The 16,468-nt window shown below is 37.1% G+C and carries 21 protein-coding genes, 1 tRNA gene and 1 pseudogene; 14 read left to right on the top strand and 9 right to left on the bottom strand.

The features are described 5' to 3' along the window. The first annotated feature begins 6 nt into the window (after positions 1-6). The 4 genes from F952_RS11840 to F952_RS11825 all read left to right on the top strand — a co-directional run bounded on the left by F952_RS11840 (position 7) and on the right by F952_RS11825 (position 4,241). Positions 7-912, top strand: coding sequence for a DUF58 domain-containing protein (locus F952_RS11840; protein WP_004927771.1), 906 nt, complete (start codon positions 7-9; stop codon positions 910-912). A gap of 1 nt (position 913) precedes the next feature. Beyond that, complete coding sequence (locus F952_RS11835; protein ID WP_004927770.1) at positions 914-2,911, top strand: transglutaminase TgpA family protein; 1,998 nt, start codon at positions 914-916, stop codon at positions 2,909-2,911. Positions 2,912-2,935: 24 nt separating this feature from the next. After that, positions 2,936-3,012: transfer RNA gene (locus F952_RS11830), tRNA-Val, on the top strand. Positions 3,013-3,218: 206 nt separating this feature from the next. After that, positions 3,219-4,241 (top strand): tyrosine-type recombinase/integrase, encoded by a 1,023-nt coding sequence (locus F952_RS11825; RefSeq protein WP_004927768.1) that lies wholly within the window; start codon positions 3,219-3,221, stop codon positions 4,239-4,241. 24 nt (positions 4,242-4,265) lie between these two features. On the opposite strand, the gene F952_RS11820 is transcribed toward F952_RS11825, so the two are convergent. The 9 genes and pseudogenes from F952_RS11820 to F952_RS17060 all read right to left on the bottom strand — a co-directional run. Next, entirely contained in the window at positions 4,266-4,559 is a 294-nt protein-coding gene (locus F952_RS11820; protein ID WP_004927767.1) for a hypothetical protein, read from the bottom strand. A 246-nt stretch (positions 4,560-4,805) separates the two neighbouring features. Then, complete coding sequence (locus F952_RS11815; protein ID WP_004927766.1) at positions 4,806-5,216, bottom strand: hypothetical protein; 411 nt, start codon at positions 5,214-5,216, stop codon at positions 4,806-4,808. Beyond that, positions 5,213-5,923, bottom strand: coding sequence for a hypothetical protein (locus F952_RS11810; RefSeq protein ID WP_004927765.1), 711 nt, complete (start codon positions 5,921-5,923; stop codon positions 5,213-5,215). Before F952_RS11810 ends, F952_RS11815 begins: the two co-directional genes overlap by 4 nt. Before the next feature lie 25 nt (positions 5,924-5,948). Then, a complete protein-coding gene (locus F952_RS11805) occupies positions 5,949-6,239 on the bottom strand; it encodes a hypothetical protein (protein WP_004927764.1) in 291 nt (96 codons plus the stop codon). A 4-nt stretch (positions 6,240-6,243) separates the two neighbouring features. Further along, positions 6,244-6,669, bottom strand: a complete 426-nt coding sequence (locus tag F952_RS11800; protein WP_004927763.1) for a hypothetical protein — start codon at positions 6,667-6,669, stop codon at positions 6,244-6,246. Between the two features lie 127 nt (positions 6,670-6,796). Continuing rightward, entirely contained in the window at positions 6,797-7,465 is a 669-nt protein-coding gene (locus tag F952_RS11795; RefSeq protein WP_004927761.1) for a hypothetical protein, read from the bottom strand. Continuing rightward, positions 7,458-8,603 carry a hypothetical protein gene (locus F952_RS11790; RefSeq protein WP_004927760.1) on the bottom strand — a complete coding sequence of 382 codons (1,146 nt, stop codon included), beginning with the start codon at positions 8,601-8,603 and terminating at the stop codon, positions 7,458-7,460. The genes F952_RS11795 and F952_RS11790 overlap by 8 nt, the downstream gene beginning before the upstream one ends. A 2-nt stretch (positions 8,604-8,605) precedes the next feature. Further along, entirely contained in the window at positions 8,606-9,589 is a 984-nt protein-coding gene (locus F952_RS11785) for a PD-(D/E)XK nuclease domain-containing protein (protein WP_004927758.1), read from the bottom strand. A 184-nt stretch (positions 9,590-9,773) separates the two neighbouring features. Next, positions 9,774-10,037 (bottom strand): annotated as a pseudogene (locus F952_RS17060) (helix-turn-helix domain-containing protein); the annotation flags it as partial. A gap of 109 nt (positions 10,038-10,146) precedes the next feature. On the opposite strand from F952_RS17060, the gene F952_RS11775 reads away from it, so the two are divergent. The 10 genes from F952_RS11775 to F952_RS11730 all read left to right on the top strand — a co-directional run bounded on the left by F952_RS11775 (position 10,147) and on the right by F952_RS11730 (position 16,195). After that, positions 10,147-10,392, top strand: a complete 246-nt coding sequence (locus tag F952_RS11775) for a Cro/CI family transcriptional regulator (protein WP_004927754.1) — start codon at positions 10,147-10,149, stop codon at positions 10,390-10,392. A 24-nt stretch (positions 10,393-10,416) separates the two neighbouring features. Further along, on the top strand, positions 10,417-10,866 hold the full coding sequence (locus tag F952_RS11770; protein WP_004927752.1) for a phage regulatory CII family protein: 450 nt from the start codon (positions 10,417-10,419) through the stop codon (positions 10,864-10,866). A 59-nt stretch (positions 10,867-10,925) separates the two neighbouring features. Continuing rightward, entirely contained in the window at positions 10,926-11,219 is a 294-nt protein-coding gene (locus F952_RS11765) for a hypothetical protein (RefSeq protein ID WP_004927751.1), read from the top strand. Next, positions 11,219-12,199, top strand: coding sequence for a hypothetical protein (locus tag F952_RS11760; RefSeq protein ID WP_004927748.1), 981 nt, complete (start codon positions 11,219-11,221; stop codon positions 12,197-12,199). Before F952_RS11765 ends, F952_RS11760 begins: the two co-directional genes overlap by 1 nt. Further along, complete coding sequence (locus F952_RS11755; RefSeq protein ID WP_004927745.1) at positions 12,193-13,521, top strand: replicative DNA helicase; 1,329 nt, start codon at positions 12,193-12,195, stop codon at positions 13,519-13,521. The genes F952_RS11760 and F952_RS11755 overlap by 7 nt, the downstream gene beginning before the upstream one ends. A 47-nt stretch (positions 13,522-13,568) precedes the next feature. Then, the gene (locus tag F952_RS11750; protein ID WP_004927744.1) at positions 13,569-14,060 is read left to right on the top strand and encodes a hypothetical protein; all 492 of its coding nucleotides are present in this window, start codon (positions 13,569-13,571) and stop codon (positions 14,058-14,060) included. 15 nt (positions 14,061-14,075) lie between these two features. After that, positions 14,076-14,978 (top strand): hypothetical protein, encoded by a 903-nt coding sequence (locus F952_RS11745; protein ID WP_004927743.1) that lies wholly within the window; start codon positions 14,076-14,078, stop codon positions 14,976-14,978. A 75-nt stretch (positions 14,979-15,053) separates the two neighbouring features. Further along, the gene (locus F952_RS11740; protein WP_004927741.1) at positions 15,054-15,350 is read left to right on the top strand and encodes a type II toxin-antitoxin system RelE/ParE family toxin; all 297 of its coding nucleotides are present in this window, start codon (positions 15,054-15,056) and stop codon (positions 15,348-15,350) included. A 12-nt stretch (positions 15,351-15,362) separates the two neighbouring features. After that, positions 15,363-15,692: a HigA family addiction module antitoxin gene (locus F952_RS11735; RefSeq protein WP_004927738.1), complete on the top strand. Its 330-nt coding sequence runs from the start codon at positions 15,363-15,365 to the stop codon at positions 15,690-15,692. A 209-nt stretch (positions 15,693-15,901) separates the two neighbouring features. Then, positions 15,902-16,195: a hypothetical protein gene (locus F952_RS11730; protein ID WP_004927736.1), complete on the top strand. Its 294-nt coding sequence runs from the start codon at positions 15,902-15,904 to the stop codon at positions 16,193-16,195. Positions 16,196-16,468 lie beyond the last annotated feature (273 nt).

The following is a 16,468-nucleotide window of genomic DNA, read 5'->3' as shown; positions in this document are numbered from 1 at the left end:
GAACAGATGCAATTTCAGTTTCAAAAATGGTTTGCCCAAAGATTCGAGGTTGCTCATTTAAAAACGTTAGGGCAACGTGAAATTCTTATTTTTGTTCATCAACAGGGATTTTTATATCTGATTTTAATTCTCATCACTTTTGTCGCTGGTATCAATTATGCAAATAATTTGATTCTAGGTTTTTGCTTTCTCATTAGCGCCGTTCTTTGTACCAGTTTTTATTTAACATTTAAGCAGCTTCACCAGCTTCAGATTGAAATTTACTGCCCCGAGGTTGGTGAGTTGGGACAGGACGTGATAATTAAAATTTTAATTAAGCAACAAGAGCCAATGTCTCGTTACTTACAGATAAAAGCCCAGAATCAGCTTTATCAGATACGCGTAGATCAAAAGCAGCAACAAATCGAATTAGTATTAGAAGCATCCAAACGCGGTAAGTTTGAACTTCCAAGAATCCAGATTTTTTCAACATATCCCTTTGGTTTAGTACGAGCATGGAGTTATCTTTCTATTCAGCAAGAGATTTGGATTGCTCCACAAGCATTAGCTCTAATGCTTGAACAACAATATTTAGCCTATGTAAGCCATGACGAGATAGAAGAATTCCGTGAATTGAGAGCTTTTCAGGAGGGCGATTCCTTACAGGCTGTTTCATGGAAACATATGGCACGCGGACAAGGATTATTCATCAAAGTATTTGAAAACCAGAGAGATCAGCATGTTATTGAGATCGATTATGCGCGAATACCATGTGGTGATCATGAACAAAAGTTATGCTGGATGATGGCTTTAATTGAGTTATGTGAGCAACAACAAAGACCTTTTAGTCTGTATTTACCAAAACAGCAACTTGAATCTGATTTAAATGAAGCACACAGCATTTTAGCCCGAAAGTTATTGGCACAGGCTTAATATGATAGCATCTTTGTATTTTCTACTGATTCCGCTACTGGGATCTATCTGGATAGCTCAGTGGACATATATGCCATTAACTTTGAATGTGGTGTGGGGAGGCATACTTTTTTTAATTGGCTGGCGTCATCGCCAAAAACATTTTACAGCTGTCCATAAAATCATATTAATCTGTTTTGTACTTTTTAGCCTCATTCTTATTTATCTGAATTTTAAAAGCTTTTTAGGTGTTGATGCGGGTGTTGCATTGCTCACGACCTGCCTGTTTGCAAAGAGTCTAGAAAGTAAAAATACACGAGATTTTTTGATTATCTTTAATTTTGGCTTATTCGTAAGTGCCAGCCTTTTTTTACATAGCCAGTCTTTTCTAATGCTGTGTATGGTGTTAATTTGTCTAGTTTTTTGCTTTATAGGGTTGTATAGAATCCAGACCAAAAACTTTAAGAGTGAAAAAACTGATCAAATCTCATTGCAACATGATATACGACATGTATTAAAACTTTTGATGGTAGCCATTCCATTTTTTATTACTTTATTTATTTTCTTTCCTCGATTACCTCCTTTGTGGCATGTACCTATTTCAGCAAATCATGCCATTACAGGAATGAGTGACCAAATGTCGCCTGGAGATATCGCACAATTATCACAATCTTCGGCTTTGGCATTTCGAGTAATTGGAGATTTGAGTCAACTACCGCAACCCGATCATATGTATTGGCGTGCAATGATTCTAGACAATTACGATGGGCGGGTATGGACAAGAAGTTCTCACAATCAGAGACCAGTTGATTATCATGTACCAGAGATAGCGGGAGTGAAATATCAATATTTGCCAGCAACTAAAGATCAGCCATGGATTATGTCTTTAGAATCATCCATTTCAGATGATACCGCTTATCAAACTTATATCGATGGAAGTATAAAAAGGAAACATTTGGTTCAAAATAATCAACCTGTTACCTTGTATTGGCTGAGATTTCAAAAAAGTATTGTTGATACTAATAAGCAAGATCTACAACAATCTTTGCAGATAAACACAGGACAAGAACCCAAGACTCAGGCGCTGGCACAACAAATTTTGAAACAAAGTGATGCTGATCCAGCGCGCTATGTAAAAAACATACTCGACTGGTATAGACAGCAAGACTTCATTTACACCCTGTCACCTGAACAATTAAATGGGAATAGAACAGATCAATTTCTTTTTCAAACACGAAATGGATTTTGTGAGCATTATGCTTCAAGCTTTGTATTGCTGATGCGCTATGCGGGTATTCCTGCACGAGTGGTTATCGGTTACCAAGGCGGCCAATTAGCGCCTGATGCACAAAGTCTGGAAGTGCGTCAGCTAGATGCACACGCATGGGCAGAAGTATTGATTGATGATTCTTGGCACAGAATAGATCCTACAGCTGCAATTGCACCCGCACGACTTGAGCATGGCATGCAATATTATCTTCAGGAAGACAGAAGAATTTGGGGTAGTGAGCAACATTTATTTTGGAAACAACAGAATTTTCATTTGATTCAAAGTTTTAGGGTTTGGAGTGATTATTTGCAATATCAATGGCAAAGCAAAGTTATTGGTTATAATGTTGATCAACAAAAAAGTTTTTTCTCAAAACTAGGAATTCGATCTGTTTATTCAGCAATCGTAATTATGCTTTTGAGTATCTGTGGTCTGGTCATTGTTTATGGTATTTATGTCGCGTATAAAAGAAGAGGGCAATCTTCTTTTATCGAGTATCAGATTAGTCGTTTTCAAAGAAAAATGTCGCCATCCATGAAGAAACAAAAATCAGAAACATTTAAAGTATGGATGTTACGTTTATCTGCACATGCAAATAACAAGCAACCTTTTACTGATGTGACAAAACTGTATGCAAAAATTCATTTTTTAGAGCAATATTCAGACAAAGATTATATAAAATTCAAACAATTGCTTAAAGACTGTTCATTTGAACTCAATAGTGTAGAAAACACTTGTCATCACAAATAAAACTGAATATTATTGCAACCACTTAGGCGTATAGCTCAGTTGGTTAGAGCGCTACGTTGACATCGTAGAGGTCTCCAGTTCGAGTCTGGATATGCCTACCAAATTTTAATACTTAAATATCAATAGTTTAAGTAGCTAGAATTGGAATAGAACCTAAGTTTTTAATGCCAAATTGGTCAGCTTGAGGGTGCAAAATCCTCAAAATTTGCGTCAAAAACACCTTATTATTTCCGTTTTAGCACCAAGTGGACACCAAGTTTTTACTTGGTTTTTGTCGTTGGTGCTGCTACGACACCAAGGTGATTTTATGCAAAAACCAGTGAAACGCGGCAATGCTTGGCGAATCCAAGTTCGTTATAAAAATCTTCGTGATACCGCCACCAGAGATACCGCTCGGGAATGTGAACAGTGGGCAGCCATTCGTTTATTGGAAATGAAAGCGGAATATGATCCCCAGAAATCGATAGAAAGAAAAGCTTACTTTTCATTCCATGCACTTTTTCAGAAATACTATGACGAGGTGGGATGCAAGAAAAGGGGCAAGTCTTATATTCAGCAACAGCTAAAAATCAAAACCTTTAAAAAGTACTTTGGCGATCTTGCCGAAAAATCAATATATGACATCGAAGCGATTGACGTAAGAAACTGGCGAGATAAGCGACTACAGGAAGTTGCAGCAGGAACCGTGCACCGGCAGATGTGTCTTTATACTTCGGTTTTTAACTATGCAAAAAATGAACTGTTTATGCTCAAAGAGAATCCATTTGCGCAAGTGATCAAACCGGCCAAGCCACCCGCTCGTAATCGATTAATCAGTCAGAGTGAAATCGAGACCATACTTGAGGCTCTCAACTATAAAGCAGGTACCACGCCCAAAACACCCCGACAGTATGTTGCCTGGGCCTTTCTTTTTGCGATTGAAACCGCCATGAGGAAAGGGGAAATTATCGGCATTACCTGCAACAATATTTACCCCGATTACATACATCTGCCAATGACTAAAAATGGTGATTCACGTAATGTGCCACTTTCGACAGAAGCCAGAGCACTGCTGGATCTGTTACCTCATGCCGATCGCGTTAAATTAATTCCACATACCAGTAATTCTTTTCGGTTGTGCTGGCAAAGAGCGGTTGGAAAAACAGAGCTGCACAATCTGGTTCATTTCCATGATACACGGCACGAAGCGATCACCAGACTCGTAAACAAACGTAAGCTGCCTGTCGAGATTCTGGCCAAGGTTACTGGGCATCGGGATATCAGAACCCTGATCAATACATACTACAATCCTACGGCCTCGGATATTGCCAGAATGATGAATGCTTCATAATAAGAAAAGGGAGCAATCGCTCCCTTAATTTTTACGTCTTGCACCACGCTTATTGGTCACATGCAAGTTTTCGAGAATTGGCATGACTTCTTTGGGGTCGTATAAATGTTTGGTATCGGTCCCTTTGTTAAAAATCCGCAACTTTTCTATTAAGGCCTTGCGCGAAATAGAAAACCGCTCTTGCAGCCAGGCTGCATCAACTCTCTTGGGTAATTCCTCAGCTTTCATTTCAATGACTTTGCCGATATTTGGAATGACTTCATTGATAAACACCTGAGGTGGTTTTTCTGCTTCAACAACAAATATATATTTACCCATAACCTAACCTTTCAAAATTTCCCCAAATACTGCAATGTTCTCAAGAGTGGCCGTAGAGGGTCAGCAATATGGTCACTCATGTAGAATATCGCAGCTCCAGATCGTTTTACCCTCTCCAGCACGCTTCTTTAAATTTGGCATCCAAGATTAACTGGTTAATCTCAGATGCATTAACATTGTCAAAGCAATGGTTCATTTTGCTACCGAACACGATGAGCGTGCGGTAGCGTGATGAGTAACGAAAACTCATGAGAACTCTCTTGCCATGGTTGAGCCTGCAATTTCAGGCAGCACGTCCATGATCTCTGCAAATACCTGTGATTTTGCTTTCGCTGCAGTATCCAGTTTGTTGGAAGTATGGTATTTGCCTAGTTCTTCCTTGCGGCGACGTTCCAGAAATGCATTCATCAAACGTATAATTTGAGAAAAGGCCCGACTTTGCTGTGATCGACTGAGCAAGACTTTATGTCGCATGACAATGAAGTAACGTGCATGGTCGCGTAGTTCTTCTATGCTCATGGCGTTAATGTCATAACTCACTAGTCGATCTGCCTGACCAATCTCAGCCCGTACTTCTGGATCATTCAGGTTAATCCGTGGCAACTTTTCAGTCGCCGTGGATTTCTTCATCGGGGTAAAGTCAATTAGGTTGCTCATGCTGCTGACTCCTTGCTAAGGGATTGCAGGCGGGCCTTGTGTTGATCGATGAAATCTTGCAACTCTTCATTCACTTTACCATCCATCCCCATTACTTGTTCAGTTGTCATAAGGCCGCATATGACTCTGAAATTCCTATTAGACATTGTTTTTTCAAAATAAATTTTTGCTGAAAGTGCTGTCATAAGATTGGTGGTAAACTGAGAAGAAATTGAAATATCTCCATTTGAGTCATCAAATGATTGGGCCGTATAGCAATGACAAATTTCTTTCGTATTATGCTCTTCTTGCCATATCTTTATTTCATTATAATTGCTAATAAGTTGGGATAATTCTGAATCTGTCATCTTGAGTATCTGTAATTTGATAATTCGATACTGATGTTTATTGAGCCATACTCGATGCCACATTGGTAAATTTTCATCGTCAAAATCAAATGCATCAGTATCAAATGCGCCTGAGCTAATAAAATAGTTAATATTAGGATTGGTTGCTTGCAAATGTTCTAAGTATATTTGAGCTTTCTCTAAATCGAAGAAAGGTCGATCTTCTGCTCCAAATGGATAGCTTTCTTTGCCTTTAATTTGAATGGCAAAGTAGTGGCAAACATTTTCATTTTCTAAACAAGCCTCAAGCCATGCCTGATTTTGTTTCAATAAAGCCAAACCATTAGGATTGGTTGAAGTAAATTTAGCGATAGCGTTCATAGTGATATTCCTTCTAATATTTGTTTTAGATATTTGTAGAATTGAGTGGGGAAATTTCTTTAATATGACTTTCGATACTTTCAATTACGCCTGACCAACCATCGCACGTATAGTGTCCGAGACGAGCCAAATTTTTGATTTGGTAAATTGAAGGATTCTCTCCTTCTGATGCCTTAGCAATAAGGCTGAAAAGTGTGCTCATCTGGTCGAGAATGTCACTTGTACTTTGAACATCAAAAACTATGCTGTCTCTCTCTCGTTCAAATTTCCTAAGCTGCTCAGTTGTAATGGTCAATACTGGTAATTTCGCGTTCATATTCTTATACCTCTGTAAGTTTGTTATTTTCGACGTATGTCGCAATTAAATTATTGATGTTGAGATGGTCTTCGTAATTGGTGAAATCACGGTATTTATTACCTTTGAGGTCACTGATCTCAATGTCATACAGGTTGATAATATTGACCGCTGTAAAATCTGAACCCACTACGCCGTAGCTGTCTGGATGGGTTTCAAACTGGAAGTTTGCTTTTAGGATGAAGTCATCTAGTCGGATGGTGGCGATGCCAGTATCTTTAGAGGTGAGTTTGATGTCTTTTACACCGTAAACGCTTGGGGCAGTGGTGTAGTGGCTAGGTACGACTGGTGATGCAGCAGGATGACAGGCTAGTGTCATGCCTGCGACAATCGTACACGCTGTAAGCAGTGTTACAGCTGAATAGTTGAATCGATTGGATTTTGTGTTCATACTTATCTCGCAGTTTTGCAAAGCACCCATGAGTTCGAAGGCAGGGGTGCTTTTTGTTGTCTGTGAGATAAATATTAGGCATACCTAATATTTAAGTCAATAGGTAAACCTAATTTTTAATAAATATTTATAAATTTATCAATAATAGGTCAATTAATGCTTTTGAATTCATGCAATCTAACTGAAAAGATGCATCCTTACTTAAAATAAATCGCCCTTTAAAGTAGGAATCATTTATAATCAGAGCTTTACAAATTTTATAATTATTAGATTTAACATTATTTTCATAGGTTTTTCTTAGATCGATTTGACTTTTTATGGTCATAGAACCATTTGTACTTGAATTAAAAATGATATCTTTAATTTCAAGTGAGTGAATTTCAAATGAGTGTTCAGACGAAAACTCTAACCTTTCGATCCATTCGATTGGATTAATTTGTATATCAGTTATAGAAATTTGATAATCTAATATTTCAGCAATAGTTTGTTTAAAAATCTTTAAGCTTCTAGGTGCATTAATAATTAATAAGAATATATCCTTATCTTTTAGAATAATTTGAAATTCAAAACTATCAACTTGAAGATATTTGATAAGTTGTTGATTACCATAAACATCTAATAAATATGTCTCCATTAGCTTATTTTCTACGAAATTAAAGCAAAGTTCCTTATCTGTAAGGCGGATTGTTTTTAAATCAAATGAAGAATCATGATAATTATTATTATCTACGAGACGATCTTTTAATTCATGAAAACTTAAAGAACTTTCAAATTTAAATAATTTGTATTTATTCATTAGAGCCCTCATTACTATCAACTTTTTCTATTACTGTTTGAAAAAGACTAAAGGCATACTTTTGAAAAGCAAACTCTATCATTTTCCTCTGATTACTTTTCCATGTGGTTCTATTTTTTTTGTAATCTTGAGTTGCCGAGTTGATTTCAAAAAAACCCTTACTTTCAAATGTAAAAATATCTCTTTTGTCTGGATCTGTAAAACCCGAACTATACTCAATTTTCCGTTTCTCACCAGTCTTTTCTAATACTAACCAAGCAATACTACTGATAAAATAGCCTTTATTAGACAGTACCTTAAATAGATTGCTTGCCAATAGTGATGAGCCTGATATAAGTGCAGATTTAATATCTTCCTTATCTAATTCATCTTTTTGTTTATCTGGATCGGAATTAAGTTCATCAGTAATATCGACATCTTCTAATTCAAGTTCTTCACTTACATTAGAGTTAAATTTATTTAATTTTAATTTTATTACATCAATAACCTTATATTTTTTGGCATCAATTTTTATTAGATCAAGGAAATATTTATTTATTATAGTGTTATCAATTATAGATGAAAAATTAATGCTAGTGTTTTTTATTTCTGTCTTAGAGTTACGTTCTAATTCATTAAAAAAAGTTTGGACTACGGTATCTGTTCCTTCGCCTACTGTATTAACAATAGTAGCTTGATCACCATCCAAGTTAATAGAGATTTTTTCATCTTTACTAGTTCTTTGAATTAGTCTTGCGTTATTTTTTTCAATTTTGTCAACTTTATATTGAATTTCATAATTGCCGTTTTTTAATTTATCAACAATAAAATCCTTATTACTAAGTTGAGATTTTAAATTTTCAAGTGTGGTTTCAAGAGCATCGGCTTTAGGTAGGGTGAAATTCGTAGCAGTAACTTTTTGAAAATTTTCTTTTGATGCTGCTAGACTTAATATATCTTCAATTAAAAACCAATCTATACTCAAAGCAGCAATTCTTTCATGTAATGCATTTCGAGTTTCATTTTCTGAACAGAAAATTCCTCTTTCTTGCAAAAAGTCTAATAGCTTTTCTTTAGATATTTTTCCTTTTTGAGCATCCAGAAGGTCTATAATATCGCGATCAGATATAACTAGACTATCAAATTTCAAATATTTCATACTTAATCCCCCATACCAATAATATTTTCATTAAATGTCTGACTTTTATCTATATGATCTAAACCATTAAGCGAGATAGAATTTATACAAAAAGTTAATGTTTCCTGATTTTTTGTATATCGTTCGATGTATTCATGTCTACTTTTATCAAATAAGTTGGCTGCATTTTTATCAACATTTTTTGAAAAAAATATTTCTATAGTATCTTCTTTATATTCAAGAAATTGATTGTGTCTAAAATAATCTAATAAATATTGAAATTCTTCAGTTGTTTCTCCACGACCACGATAGAATACTTTCAATTGTTGTGATCTTGTTTCTTTTGAAGATTTAAGAATTATTACATTTGATTTTAATAATTCTATAGTTGCACTTTCCTCAAAACCATCAACACCTTGGAAAGTTTTTTGTGGATAAAAAAAACAATAATCTTTTTCTATTTTAGACTTACTAAGTAAATTACTTATACCATTGCCAATATCTACTAACCAACCAATATCAATAGGATCTAACACAAAAATATTTTTACTGACTGGTAATTGAATGGATGTAGCTTTCACAGAAGAAAGCTTATTAATGAGAGATAAATCAGCATCATTATCATGATTGTAAACAAACAGCAATCCGTTGATGATGTAATTTGAGTTTTCCTTTAAATATTTTTCTTTCCAAGAATCACTAATTTCTGCACACTCTATTTGTTGGGCTAAACTTTTTAAAACTGAAGTAAAATCTTTGCTAGCAATCGTTTTTTTCCCGTAGCTTTTTAAATCTGTATGCATATAAATGGTATTGTCGGTATATGGGTCATTATACCAAAAGACAACATCAGCTGGATGTGTTTTAGTCTTTTCTTTTTTATGTTCTGTAAGTTTTACACAGTCCCAATTAAGATTTTTTGCACCGATAGAGTTCCAACGGAAATAAGGAAAGATATCATTTGATAAGATCTCTGACATTTTTGCTATAGCTTCAGTTTCAGACATAATTCCTCCAAAATATATTAAGAGATAAAGCACATTTTCAGTTATTTAATGAGTTTATTGATATATCGATAGTAGCTCTTATTGCTTTAATTAATTCTGGAGAAAGTCTTCCTTTTGAATCTAAAAGCAGCAATGAATCAACTAATTGACGAATATCCTGATTTGGAATTTCTACAGAATTAGGTTCTTCTATCAAAAATAAATTAGAACCATCTTCGGTTGTGGTTTTGGGTTTACCTGTACCAGTAGCTAGCCAGACTGGATTTACATCTAAAAATTTGGCTGCTCTTAGTAAATTTTCACCTTCCATAGATCTAGATTTACCTGAAAGCCAATCGCTGACAGATGGTGGTTTAACTCCAACTACACGAGCAAGTTCGACACCCTTGATTTTCTTAGGTGGCAAAATTTCCATCGCATATTTAAGTCGTTCAGCTAATGTTTTCATGATCTTACCTAGTCTATTAGGAAATCCTAACATAAAATAAATAAGGTATTCCTATTGATAAAATATAAGGAATACCTAATAATTGAGGCAATAAAATTAGGAGATCAACATGACTGATGATCAATTTATTGAGCTTTTAGGTGGTGTAACTGCTGTTGCTAGATTTTTAGGTATCACCGCTGCATCCGTAAGTGGATGGAAAGCAATTCCCAGAGATCGCAAAATCCGCTTAGCTGTAATTGCTGAAGATAAAGGTCTATGCACTCGCAAAGATTTATTTCCAGATGATTACGAAGATATTTGGATTGAATTACGTCCTAACCATAAATCCAATCTTATGTCAGCACCCATCTAATAAACACGTTCAAAGGAACCCGCCATGAACATATTAGATGCTGCCTATCACACCGTTCACGACTTTCTGGGTGGTGCATCTGCACTTGCATCACGTTTAGGCATCAAAAGCCCTGCGGTGCTCAATAGCAAGGTCAACCCAAACACACATACCCATCACATTACATTGCTCGAGGCAGTCAAGCTGATGGAGATTACAGGGGACTATCGGATATTGCAGGAAATGTGTGCACGACTCGGAAAGGTGGCAATTGACCTGCCAGACATACCCGAGAGCCAGCGAGATACCAGTCTGATGGATACCTTCCTATGCATAGGCATCAAGAAGGGCGATATATCAGCACTGTTTAAAGAAATGATGGCCGATGGGCGAATTACCCAAGGCGAAGCACTGGATATGGCCAGAGTCATCCATGAGATGCACAAAGCACTATCTGAACTGAATCAACAGGTGCAGTCATGTGTACACCCATAAAAAAACCGCCTCTTGCAGTAACAAGAAGCGGCGTATTAACCACACTAAGCGAGGTCAATATGAACACTCATAATTTAACAGAATTTGATGAACAGTACAATTTTCAAGATCACGAATATGAACGTACAGCAGAAGAACGTGCTGAAGACCGCTATGGTGATGCCATTGATCATTACCGTGAAACCCGTAATGCCCTGGAGCAAGCCTTAGGCGTACAAAAAGACTTTGAACAAACCAGTTGGTCAGCAGCCGAAGCGGTAGAAGACCTACAACGCAACCATGACCAATATCGACTGATTCAGCGTTTTGAAGATGCTGTGATTAAAAAGATGAAAGCAAAGGGGGAGCTTTAATGGCCAGATCCCGTAATATCAAACCTTCATTCTTTATGAATGAGGATATTGTCGAACTTTCCTGTGAAGCTAGATTGTTATTTATAGGCTTGTGGACATTAGCAGATCGAGAAGGTCGTTTAGAGAACAGACCGAAAAAGATCAAAATGTCACTTTTCCCTGCGGATGATATAAACGTTTCGGAACAGTTATCCAACATTTCCAAGTACGGATTTATCGAGTTATACAACATTGATGGTATCGATATTATCCAGATTGTAAATTTTGTAAAACATCAGACGCCACACGGATTAGAGAAAGATAGCGAGTTACCAGACCAGGATGGGCTCTATACTGTCTATGATCGTAACCCTAAAAACAAAACTATCGTGGGTAAGCCACATCTGTTAAATAAAGATCAATTGGCTGAATTTTATAATAAGTCTTTGATTTCTATTGATACTAACGGTGTTAAAACCCATCAAGAACAGATAACAGATACCGAATCGGAACAGTTAAAACAGGACAATAACAGTTATGAAACTGTTTCTATCTCAGACCAAAACGCCCTGATTCCTGAATCCTTTAATCTGATTCCTGAATCCATAAATAAAAACATATGTCCGTCTAACGACGAACCTGTGCCTGAGCAAGCCAATCAAAATTTCAAAAATGAGATTCAAGAGATTTTTGAATTTTGGAAAACCACGTTTGGAAAAAATGATCGAACCAAACTCGATAACAAGCGTAAATCAAAAATTCTCACACGACTGAGGGAGGGCTACTCGGTTGAAGAGATCAAGAACGGAGTCATGGGATGTTCTAAATCAGATCATCACGTTCAAGGACAGTTCACGGATATCGAATTGATTTGTCGTGATGCAGTACATCTGGATCGGTTTATTGGGTATTCACAACAGATTCGTTTTATACCAAAGACACCCGAACCTGAACGCATTGATCTTTCAAAATACAAGGTCGTGGAGGATCGAGTATGGTGATGCCAGAATCTCATATTCACAACATCCCAATGGAACAATGCGTTCTGGTGGCACTGATGACTTTTGCACTGTCCTACGAGCTGATTGCACAAGATCTGGACGAAGGATGTTTTTACCCTGAACGACACAAGCAGATTTACAACGCAATTGTGGAACTGGCCAATGAAAACCAGCCTTACGATGTCGTCATGGTCGAGCAACGTCTGAAATCTAAAAATCTATTGCACGTATTGGGCGGTGAGCAATATCTCAAAATCATGTTGGCTGAAGCACCATCAAGTTTTCATAGCATGGAGCCTTACATCACCCAGCTTAAAAAACTCAAAGCACACAGACAAGTTGAGTGGCTTGGACAACGCATTTCGAGCATGGCACAAGACACGACTCAACCTGATGTGTTTGCTGAAGCTGAAAATATACTGGGTCAGGTGGACAACCAAGAGCAAAGCGATCAGGGCATGAGTTTTGAAGCGGCACTGGACATGGCACTCACCGAAATGATCGAGAAGGCAGAGGCAAAGGACAAGCAGCAATTCACGGGTGTGAAGTTTAATCTAAAGCATCTGGATGAATTACTGGGTACCGTGCAAAAGGGGCATTTCTGTGTGGTCGGTGGACGACCAGGAAGTGGTAAATCCACTTTGGCACAGATGCTGGCATTGGATACCGCCAGTTCGTTTGGTAAGGGCGTATTGTTTATTTCAGCCGAGATGGACCAGTCTACACTCGCCAACCGTATGATCAGCGCATTAGGGCTAATTCCTTACCACAACATCCACAATGCCGAACTCTACAACGGCTTGATGAAAGATTACGCCGATGCCAAAGCGGCCTATCAGCGACTGCCGATCTGGATACAACCGAAACAGAAACCCTCCTTGAGTGAGGTCCGTTCCTATGCACGTCGAGCCAAACGCCGTTACAAGGAATTGGGCTGCATCATCGTGGATTATTTACAACTGCTCAGAGACCCGAGCAAGAAAGATCGCTTTCAGGAAGTCAGTTCCATCAGCCGTGAATTAAAATCCATGGCGAAAGAGTTTGAATGTCCTGTCATTGCACTGGTACAGCTCAACCGTGAGGCAGAGAAGGGCAAACGTCCTAAAGCATCAGATATCAAAGAATCTGGACAAATCGAGCAAGATGCAGACCAGATCATCCTTGTTAACCCCCTAACCGATCCAGAAGACTCAACCAAACCGATGGGAATCACAGAGCTGATTGTAGTGAAAAACCGACACGGTAAACGCGGTGCAGTTCGAGTACTGGATTATCTCGAAACTTGTCGTTTTAGATCGGTAGAGGAGCAGGCAGAACCATAAAACAATAACGCTTATAAAATTTAACTTGAAACAAATTAGGTGATGAGATGAATACAGCAGTGCACATTATGCAGACGGTGGATTGGAGCAAGTATGATTTGCCAGATTGGTTACGCCAATGTGGAGCGTGGCAACGTTCTTGTCGTGGTGGACAGTATTCCGATAGCCCGATTGCTATTGCAATGAAGAAAGCCAAGGTACGTGTAAAGAAGAAAGATCGAGCTAAACTTATTGCTTATTACCTTTGTGATGCTCAAGGAGTACAACAAGCTATACGTCACAAAGTGTCGTGTCAGATTAACGATAATGAAGCTCGTGCCGTACAACGTTTAGTACTGGATATTATTAATGGTACAGACAGTGAAACGACACTTGAGTGGATGCAGGTGATCATTAGCCGTTATTTCCATGATAGATCATGGGCAGAGCTTAAAACGGAAAACCGTACGGTGATGGATGCGAAATATGATGTTCGCTGTGGGTTGGCCGCACTCCATGTACGGTATTCATTCATTCGTTATGTGAAAGGTACGGTTTGATAAGAGGGTAATAAAATGTCGGCTCAACAATTTAAATTAATCCATAATTTTGAAGAAATAACATCTAGACCGAACTTTATTGATTCTGTTCATATTTCTCAAAATGAGAATGGCGTTAGGATCAAAGATCTCGTTGGACACTATCAGTTTAAGGAACGCATTAAATGCGGAATTGCCCAGTGCGGAACAAAGCATCTTAAAGGCTATATTGTAAAACTGACAAATGGATTTGAAATTGTTATTGGACATGTTTGTGGAAGAAATAATTTTGGTGTGGATTTTACCAATAAAGAACGAGAGTTTAATACTCAAAGAATCCATGCAGAGCAGTATCAGGCTTTAAAAGAAATTTTTGATAAGTTACCTGAGCTTCAACAGCAATTTGAAGAAGTCTTGGAGCAGACAGGTAGGTTCACGTTTATTGATATTAAAATGGGAATCAAAGCACTGCAAAATGATGCTTTTGATTATTGGATGAATCAAATGATCAAAGCTAAAATTACATCGAAAGGGCTGATTACAGAAGAACAGTTTAAAACTGAGCAAGAAAAGGAAATCGATGAAGAATTTAGTCAAGGCTGGGGTAAAAAGCAATATGTACGGGATACAAAGACCGTTACACTCGCTGTTATTGATGAATATGATCTAGTTGCTCAATGGCATGAGGCAGAAAAGTTAAAGGTTTATTTTGAACGTATACATCGGGAGATAAGAAATCCTGCTGGTATGCCAAATGATTTATTTAAGAAACTAATAAAAGACCTCAAAGAGTATGAGCACAATCTTAAAGAGTTGAAAAATTTCTGTATACGTGGCAATCGCTTATTAACCCAAGAAAATTTAATGAAGTTGGGTATATTGTTTAAGAAGCCTGATGAGTTAAGAAAAGTGAAAGTATTTGCAGCACGGTTTGGGTAGCGGTATTTTCCTAAACATACTTACTTGTAAATTGTAACGTTACACGATACAATTAATTAAAGACAGGAAGTAGTCATGATTAAATCGTTTCGGCATAAAGGATTAAAAAAATTCTTTGAATCTGGTTCTACAGCAGGAATACAACCTGCTCATAAAAACCGATTAGCCAGACAATTACATCAGCTTAATGTTGCATCTTGTCCAGATGATATGAATTTGCCAGGTTGGGGTTTACATCTATTACAGGGGAAAAACCCTAAAAAGCAGGATGTTGACGGTCATTATTCTATTTCAGTGAATGGAAACTGGCGTTTAACGTTCTATTTTGATCATGGTGATGCTGTATTAGTTGACTATCAGGACTATCATTAAGAGAGGTATATCATGGGTCAAATGTTTAATCCGCCACATCCTGGTGAAACTTTACGTGAAGATGTATTACCTGCGTTTAATTTGACTGTTACAGAAGCAGCGAATCAATTGGGTGTATCTAGAGTTACGTTGTCACGAGTGCTTAATGGGACTTCCGCAATTTCTCCTGAGATGGCATTACGTATTGAAGAATGGTTAGGCGTTGAAAACGGTGGACGTGCTGATCTCTGGTTAGGTATGCAAACCAGTTATGATCTTTGGAAGGCCAGAGAACGTGTTCATCAGCAACCTTTGAGTGTTCGTTCCGTAAAGCATAAAAGTACAGAGATGGCTTTACGCTGATAGCTCTTGACCTTGATCAAGGCAAGTGTTATTTTTACCTTACAGTGGTCGAAGTGTAAGTAAATGACCAATGATTAAAGCTCGCTAATTGCGGGCTTTATTGTTATTTAGTGGATTATTTTTTATATTGACCTAAAAAGCACTTAAAGAGTATGTACTGTGCTATAAGTCAATTCCGTTATCTATTTTAAATAATCAAATGAGACTGAATGGATGATGAAGATGGTTATGAGTGGTGTGAGCTAATATTTGCCGTAGCACTGGAGCAATATAAACCGTCGGAATATGAAATAGATAATAAGCTTAAATTTTTTGCCTTAGTTTTAAAGCTATTTGTGGAGATGCGCAAAGAAAAGGCAATTATCGAAGTCAAAACTGTTAATGTTAAATTTAAGTTTAGATCTAAGAGTTATGCTTTCTGGGTTTTTGGAATACCAAATTATGAAGATCGAAATCTCTATTTGGCATATTTGAAAAGTCAGTTAAGCAAGTTGCTAGATTGAAAAAAAGCTCATCATTTGATGGGCTTTTTTTGTTTTAATCCCGCTCGCAATAGGACATTTGAGTTACTAGCCGAACAGATTACGGCAGAGGAAACCCCGCTGAATATCGATATTTAGCGGGGTTTTTTCTTGAAGACTTCGTAGCAAATATTTCTAAAATCTTTATGTTAAAGGAAAATAAAAATATTAAAAATTTCTTAATAATAGATACAGGAATTTCAGTTTAACATATGTAAATCATTCGCAAAAAACAATAATCTAAATATCTTGTTT

Origin of the sequence: Acinetobacter baylyi DSM 14961 = CIP 107474, from assembly GCF_000368685.1 — a bacterium.
Taxonomy (GTDB): domain Bacteria; phylum Pseudomonadota; class Gammaproteobacteria; order Pseudomonadales; family Moraxellaceae; genus Acinetobacter; species Acinetobacter baylyi.
This window is presented reverse-complemented; position numbering and strand designations above follow the sequence as displayed.